General features: G+C 73.5%; 6 protein-coding genes. 3 read left to right on the top strand and 3 right to left on the bottom strand.

Translation table 11 applies throughout. The features are described 5' to 3' along the window. The coding region (locus tag PSH25_RS11425) for a glycoside hydrolase family 3 N-terminal domain-containing protein (protein WP_308193656.1) at window positions 1-885 on the bottom strand (885 nt) is incomplete at its 3' end. Between the two features lie 169 nt (window positions 886-1,054). Between PSH25_RS11425 and PSH25_RS11420 the strand changes: the two genes are divergently transcribed. Then, window positions 1,055-2,230, top strand: coding sequence for an ROK family transcriptional regulator (locus PSH25_RS11420; protein WP_238659066.1), 1,176 nt, complete (start codon window positions 1,055-1,057; stop codon window positions 2,228-2,230). 125 nt (window positions 2,231-2,355) lie between these two features. On the opposite strand, the gene PSH25_RS11415 is transcribed toward PSH25_RS11420, so the two are convergent. Together PSH25_RS11415 and PSH25_RS11410 are read right to left on the bottom strand one after the other, a co-directional pair. Next, on the bottom strand, window positions 2,356-3,369 hold the full coding sequence (locus PSH25_RS11415) for an ABC transporter permease subunit (protein ID WP_238659065.1): 1,014 nt from the start codon (window positions 3,367-3,369) through the stop codon (window positions 2,356-2,358). Next, a complete protein-coding gene (locus PSH25_RS11410; protein ID WP_238659064.1) occupies window positions 3,366-4,364 on the bottom strand; it encodes an ABC transporter ATP-binding protein in 999 nt (332 codons plus the stop codon). The genes PSH25_RS11415 and PSH25_RS11410 overlap by 4 nt, the downstream gene beginning before the upstream one ends. Before the next feature lie 131 nt (window positions 4,365-4,495). On the opposite strand from PSH25_RS11410, the gene PSH25_RS11405 reads away from it, so the two are divergent. Both PSH25_RS11405 and PSH25_RS11400 read left to right on the top strand, forming a co-directional pair. Further along, window positions 4,496-5,338, top strand: coding sequence for an ABC transporter ATP-binding protein (locus PSH25_RS11405; protein ID WP_238659063.1), 843 nt, complete (start codon window positions 4,496-4,498; stop codon window positions 5,336-5,338). A 23-nt stretch (window positions 5,339-5,361) separates the two neighbouring features. Next, window positions 5,362-6,258, top strand: a complete 897-nt coding sequence (locus PSH25_RS11400; RefSeq protein WP_238659062.1) for a ribokinase — start codon at window positions 5,362-5,364, stop codon at window positions 6,256-6,258. Window positions 6,259-6,424 lie beyond the last annotated feature (166 nt).

The raw sequence follows: 6,424 nt of genomic DNA, 5'->3' as shown, positions 1-6,424 counted from the left end.
CAGCTCGGCGTCGACCTTCGCGCCGATGCAGAGCAGGTCGGCGCCCGCGCTCAGGGCCCGGACCGCGGCCGGCCCGACCCCGCCGGCGGCCACCGCCGCGCCCTTCATCTCCAGTGCGTCGGTGATGACGGTGCCGGTGAAGCCGTACTCGGTGCGCAGCAGGTCGACCAGGACGGCCCGGCTGAAGGTGGCCGGGTCGGCGCCGGTGAGCGCCGGCACCCGGATGTGCGCGGTCATCACGGCGCGCGCCCCGGCGGCGACGACGGCCGCGAACGGCGGTAGGTCCCGCTGGCGGAGCAGGCCCAGCGGAGCGTCCACGGTGGGCAGCTCGTGGTGGGAGTCGGTGACGGTGGCGCCGTGCCCGGGGAAGTGCTTGGCGCAGGCGGCCACGCCGGCGGCCTGGAGCCCGGCCACGGCGGCGGCCGAGTGGGCGGCCACCCGCACCGGATCCGCGCCGAAGGACCGGGTGCCGATCACCGGGTTGTCGTCGGCGGTGTTGACGTCCACCGTGGGGGCGAGGTTGACGGTGATGCCGAGCGCGGCCAGCTCCGCGCCGATCGACTGGTAGACCCGTCGGGTGAGGGCCACGTCGCCGATCGCCCCCAGGGCGGCGTTGCCGGGGTACGGGCTGCCGGTGGCGTGCGCCAGCCGGGTCACGTCGCCGCCCTCCTCGTCGATGGCGATCAGCGCGTCCGGCCGCCCGGCGCGCAGCGCGGCGGTGCTCGCCGCCACCTGCCCGGGGTCGTGCACGTTGGTGCCGAACAGGGTGTGCCCGGCCAGGCCCTCGGCCAGCAGGTCGACCGCCCAGTCCGGCGGGACCGGTCCCGGGTACGCGGCCAGCAGCGTGCCCAGCGCCAGCCGGCGCAGTCCTGGATCCAACCCCACGTGATCTTCCCCCTTCGGTGCCCCGCGGGTACGAAACGTCGTACCGGTGGTGGTCTTGGCCCTGCCGACTCGGCGGAGCGTCCCACCGTCGAGTGGCCGTTACGCTACGGCTACCCGTTCGCAGGTCGGTTTACAGTTAGCAAAGTTTACTAAAACTAGAGGACGTGTCATGAGTGCGACCCGGCTGCCCGGCACCCCCCGTCTGTTGCGGGCGCTCAACGACCGTGCCGCGCTGGAGCTGCTCCTCGAACGCGGCCCGCTGACCCGGGCTCGACTCGGCGAGCTGACCGGGCTGTCGAAGGTCACCGCCTCGCAACTGGTCGAGCGGTTGGAGGAGCGCGGCCTCGTCGCGCGGGTCGGCGAGCAGGCCGGCGGGCGCGGGCCGAACGCCCAGCTCTACGCCGTCCGCCCCGGCAGCGCGCACGTGGTCGGCGTGGACGTCGGGCCGGACCGGGTGGTGGCCGCGTGCGCCGACATCACCGGTGCGGTCATCGGCCGGGTGGAGCAGTCGACCCGGGACACCGACGACCCGGTGGGCGTGGTGCACAACGCCGTGGTGCAGGCGGCGAGCAGCGCCCAGGCGCAGCTGAGCAGCGTACGACGGATCGTGCTCGGCACGCCGGGCCTGGTCGACCCGGGCACCGGCGACATCACCTTCGCCTTCAACCTGCCGCGCTGGCACAGCGGCCTGCTCGCCGCCCTGCGGGACGACCTGCACACGCCGGTGGTCTTCGAGAACGACGTCAACCTGGCCGCGGTGGCCGAGGCGCAGTCCGGCGCCGCCCAGGGGCTGTCGGACTTCGTGCTGGTCTGGGTGGGTGCCGGCGTCGGCCTGGCGATCATGCTGGGCGGGCGGTTGCACCACGGCAGCAGCGGTGCGGCCGGCGAGATCGGCTACCTGCCGGTGCCCGGCGCGCCCATCCCGCGCGACGTCTCCCGTCGCGCCAAGCCGGCCTTCCAGCAGTTGGTCGGCGCGGACTCGGTGCGCGCGGTGGCCCGCGAGCACGGCTACCCGGACGCCGACGCCGCCGAGGCGGTCCGCGCTGCCGTCGCGGCCGGCGCCGACGGCGGCCCGATGCTCGACGAACTGGCTCGTCGGCTCGCGCTCGGCGTGGCCAGCACCTGCGTGGTGCTGGACCCACCGCTGGTCGTGCTCGCCGGCGAGGTGGGTCAGGCCGGTGGCGCGGCGCTCGCCGACCGGGTGCAGCAGGAGGTGGCGGCGATCACGCTGGTCCAGCCGCGAGTGGTGCCGACCGGGTTGACCGAGGAGCCGATCCTGCACGGCGCGCTGCGCACCGCCCTGGACGCGGTGCGCGACGAGGTGTTCGGCTCCACCGTCGGCTGAGCCCGCTGCGGCGGTCATGTGAAGGAATATTTCACCGAGCGTTCGCAGGGTGCAAGCTCTTGCCGCACGCCGGTCGGACCGGTCCGGCGGGCCGCCCGTGGCAGGACGGGCGGCCCGGTGAAGCCTCAGATCAGGTCGCGACGACGGAACATGGCGAACGCCGCCGCGGTCAGCCCGCCGGTGATCGCCAGCAGCACCAACAGCGCCGGCGCCCAGGTCACCGTGTAGAACCCCTCGCAGTAGGGGCCGTCGATGCTGCCCCGGCAGAGTTGTTCGTCGTAGAACCGCGCCCCGCCGTTGAGCCACGCTCCGATGTGGCTGGAGACCATGAACAGGTCCGACTTCGGCGCGTCGACGATCTCCAGGACCAGCCGGCCGCCCAACTCCCAGACCACCGCGTACGCGGCGAGCGCGCCGAGCGCCGCCGACGTGTGCCGGCCCAGCGTGGCGATCGCGAAGCCCAGCGCGGAGGACAGCAGCACCAGCACCAGCCCGCGGCCGTGCACCGCGCCGAGGGAACGCCAGAACTCACCGTCCAGCCGGCCCGGCAGCCCGGCGGTCTGCCCGATCACCCAGAACGTGGCGAGGTAGGCCACCGACGCCAGCAGGGCCAGGACCAGCACCGTGCCGAGCAGGGTGCCCAACTTCGCCGCGAGCACCGTCATCCGGCGCGGTCGCCAGAGCAGCAGGTTCACCACGCCGCCCGAGGTCAGGTCCGCGCCGATGTAGGAGGCGCCGACCAGGAACCCGAAGAGCACAAGGAACGCGATGAGGAAGTACAGCAGCGGCCGGGCCTGCTCGGCGAAGGTGAACACCCCCGGCAGGAAGTCGGCGGGGATCGGCAGCCGCTCCTGCCGGATCGGGTCGACCTCCGAGCAGTCACTGGGGAAGTACTTGTCCGTGTCGGCCGGCAAGGTGCCGTTCTGGCGGTTCAGGCACTCCTGGTGGGTGGCCTCCAGGTCGCGCCGCGCCTCGGCGGCCTGCGCCCGCGCCGAATTCAGTTCACCGGCGGTCGGCTTGTGGGAGCCGGCCATCGTGGTCGCCGCCGTGACGGCGAACGCCAACACCAGGAGGACGACCATGAGCTGCACGAAGCGACGTGCGGACAGTCGCTCCAACTCGGCACGCACCAGGTTCACGCGTCCACTCCCCGATCGAGGTCGATCACAGTTTCGCCCTGCGGCAGCGACGAGTCGTCGACCTGCCGGGGCACCGACGGATGCTCGTACGCGCCGGTCAGCTCCAGGAAGACGCTCTCCAGATCCGGCCGGAGCGGCGTCAACTCGCCCACCCACAGCCCCTGCTCACCGAGCACCCGGCTGACCACCGTCGGGTCGCTCACCCCGCCCACCACCAACGCCCCGCCGTCCACGACCGCCGTCAGCTCGGCCGCGTGCAGCAGCTCGACGGCCCGCTCCGGCTCGGCCACCCGGACCAGGAACTCGTGCCGGTCATGGCCCGCCAGCACCTCGTCCACCCGGCCGGTCGCGACCCGCCGACCCCGGGAGATGATCGTGACGTGGTCGCAGATCAGCTGGATCTCGCCCAGGATGTGACTGGACACCAGCACGGTCACCCCGCTGGCCGCCAGCGACCGCATCAGGTCCCGCATCTCCCGGATGCCCGCCGGGTCCAGCCCGTTCGCCGGCTCGTCCAGGATGAGCAACCGCGGGTCCTTCAGCAGCGCGGACGCCACCGCGAGGCGCTGCTTCATGCCCAGCGAGTAGCCCCGCACCCGGTCGTCGCCCCGGTCGTGCAGGCCCACCAGCTCCAGCACCTCGTCCACCCGCGAGACCGGCACCCCACCGGCGCGGGCCAACAACCGCAGCGTGCGGTACCCGGTGAAGTTGCCGAAGAACTGCGGGCTCTCCACGATGGCGCCGACCTGGCCGGCCACCCGGGTCAGCAGCTCCGGCGACGGTTCGCCGAGCACCGTCATCCGGCCGCTGTCGGCGCGTACCAGCCCGAGCAGGGCCCGCAGGGTGGTGGTCTTGCCCGAGCCGTTGGGCCCCAGGAAACCGTGGACCTGGCCCTCCTCGACCAGCAGGTCGAACCCGTCCACCGCCACCCGTCGGCCGCTGCGCATGCTGTGGAAGGTCTTGCGCAGACCCTCGATCTCGATGACCGCGCTCATCCGCGCGGCTCCGTACCTCGACGGGGCATGGGCCGTCCTTCGGGCTTGGTGATCAACGACACGGCGCTTCACCCTATGGCCGAGGTGCCGCCCATGGGGGGCGCCCCGGCGCTGCGTGGTTGGATGGTGCGGTGACTGGTGACCTGATCCCCGGCGCTGCCGGCGCCGCGCCTGCCGCCGCTTTCGTGGACCCGGATCTGGTGGTCAGCCTCGACGGCGTCGGCGTACGCCGCTCTGGCACCGCCCTCCTGCAGGATCTGACCTGGCGCGTCGAACTGGACGAGCGGTGGGTCGTGCTCGGCTCCAACGGCGCCGGCAAGACCACCCTGCTCAACCTCGCCGCCGGCCGGCTGCACCCCACCACGGGTGTCGCGCACGTGCTCGGCGAACGGATCGGCCGCACCGACGTCAACGAGCTGCGTACCCGGATCGGGCTCACCACCGCCGCGATCGCCGAGCGACTGCCCGCCGACGAGCGGGTCAGCGATGTGGTGGTGACCGCCGCCTGGTCGGTGGTCGGCCGCTGGCGGGAGAACTACGACCGTGGCGACGAGGCGCGGGCGCGGGCACTGCTGAGCCAACTGGGCGTCGGTGGCCTCGCCGAACGCCGCTACGGCACCCTCTCGGAGGGCGAGCGCAAGCGGGTGCAGATCGCCCGTGCCCTGATGACCGACCCGGAGCTGCTGCTGCTCGACGAGCCCGCCGCCGGACTGGACCTGGGTGGTCGGGAAGACCTGGTCGCCCGACTGGCCGAGCTGGCGTACGACCCGGACGCCCCGGCGATGGTGCTGGTCACCCACCACGTCGAGGAGATCCCGCCCGGGTTCACCCACGCGTTGCTGCTGCGCGAGGGTGGGGTGGTCGCCCAGGGTCTGCTCGCCGAGACGCTGACCGGTGACAACCTCTCCAAGACCTTCGGGCTGCCACTGGTGGTCGAGCGGTCGGGCGACCGCTTCACGGCTCGCGCCGCCTGAGCGCCGGACGGACGGAGACGGCCGTGCCGCAGACCCGGGTCGCCGTGGTGGGCAGCGCCAACATGGATCTCGTCGCGATGGCACCCGCCCTGCCGCGACAGGGTGAGACCATGCTCGGCACCGACTTCGTGATGGTGCCCGGCGGCAAGGGCGCCAACCAGGCCGTGGCCGCGGTCCGGGCCGGCGCCTCCTGCACCTTCCTCGGCGCGATCGGCTCGGACGCCTTCGGCGTCACCCTCAAGGCCCGCATCACGGCGGCCGGCGTGGACACCAGTCAGCTGCGCGTGGTCTACGGCGCCTCGGGGGTGGCGCTGGTGATGGTCAACGCCCAGGGGGAGAACGCCATCGTGGTCACCCCCGGCGCGAACGACGCCCTGGTCGGCCTCACCGAGGAGGAGCTCGCCACGGTGCGCGCGGCGGACGTCCTGGTCGCCCAACTGGAGATCCCGGTGCAGACCGTGACCGCCGCCGCGGTGGCCGCCCGCGACGCCGGCACCAGGGTCATCCTGAACGCCGCCCCGGCGCGGGACCTCCCGCCCGAGCTGCTCGCCGCCGTGGACCTGCTGGTCGTCAACGAGGGCGAGGCGCAGGCACTCGCCGGCCGAGGTCGGGAGGAGCCCCGCGCGCTGCTCGACCTGGCCCCCCGGGCCGTGCTCACCCTCGGTGGTGAGGGCGCCTGGTACGTCGACCGGGACGGCGCCGAGGTGCACGTGCCGGCGGTACGGGTCGACGTGGTCGACTCCACCGCCGCCGGTGACGCGTTCACCGCCGCGCTGGCCGTCGGTTGGGGCGAGGGACGCGACCTGATCGACGCCGTGCGCTGGGCGTCGGCGGCCGGCGCCGCCTGCGTCCGCAAGCTCGGCGCGTCGGTGGCGCTCCCGCGTCGCGCCGAGATCGACGAGCTGTACGTACCGGCCTGAGCGCGTTACCGCGCTGAGCCGACCTGACTCGCGCGTTGCTCCGGCCCGAGCGCGTCGGGGGGTCACGCCCGCCGGCCCGCGACGGTGCGGCAGGCCCGGCGGTACGACTGCGGTTCAGGGCGCATTAACCGGGCTATGATGGTCCGTTAAGAGCCCGCCCGGTCGG

It is taken from the genome of Micromonospora foliorum (assembly GCF_022229015.1).
In the GTDB taxonomy this organism is placed as follows: Bacteria; Actinomycetota; Actinomycetes; order Mycobacteriales; family Micromonosporaceae; genus Micromonospora; species Micromonospora foliorum.
This window is presented reverse-complemented; position numbering and strand designations above follow the sequence as displayed.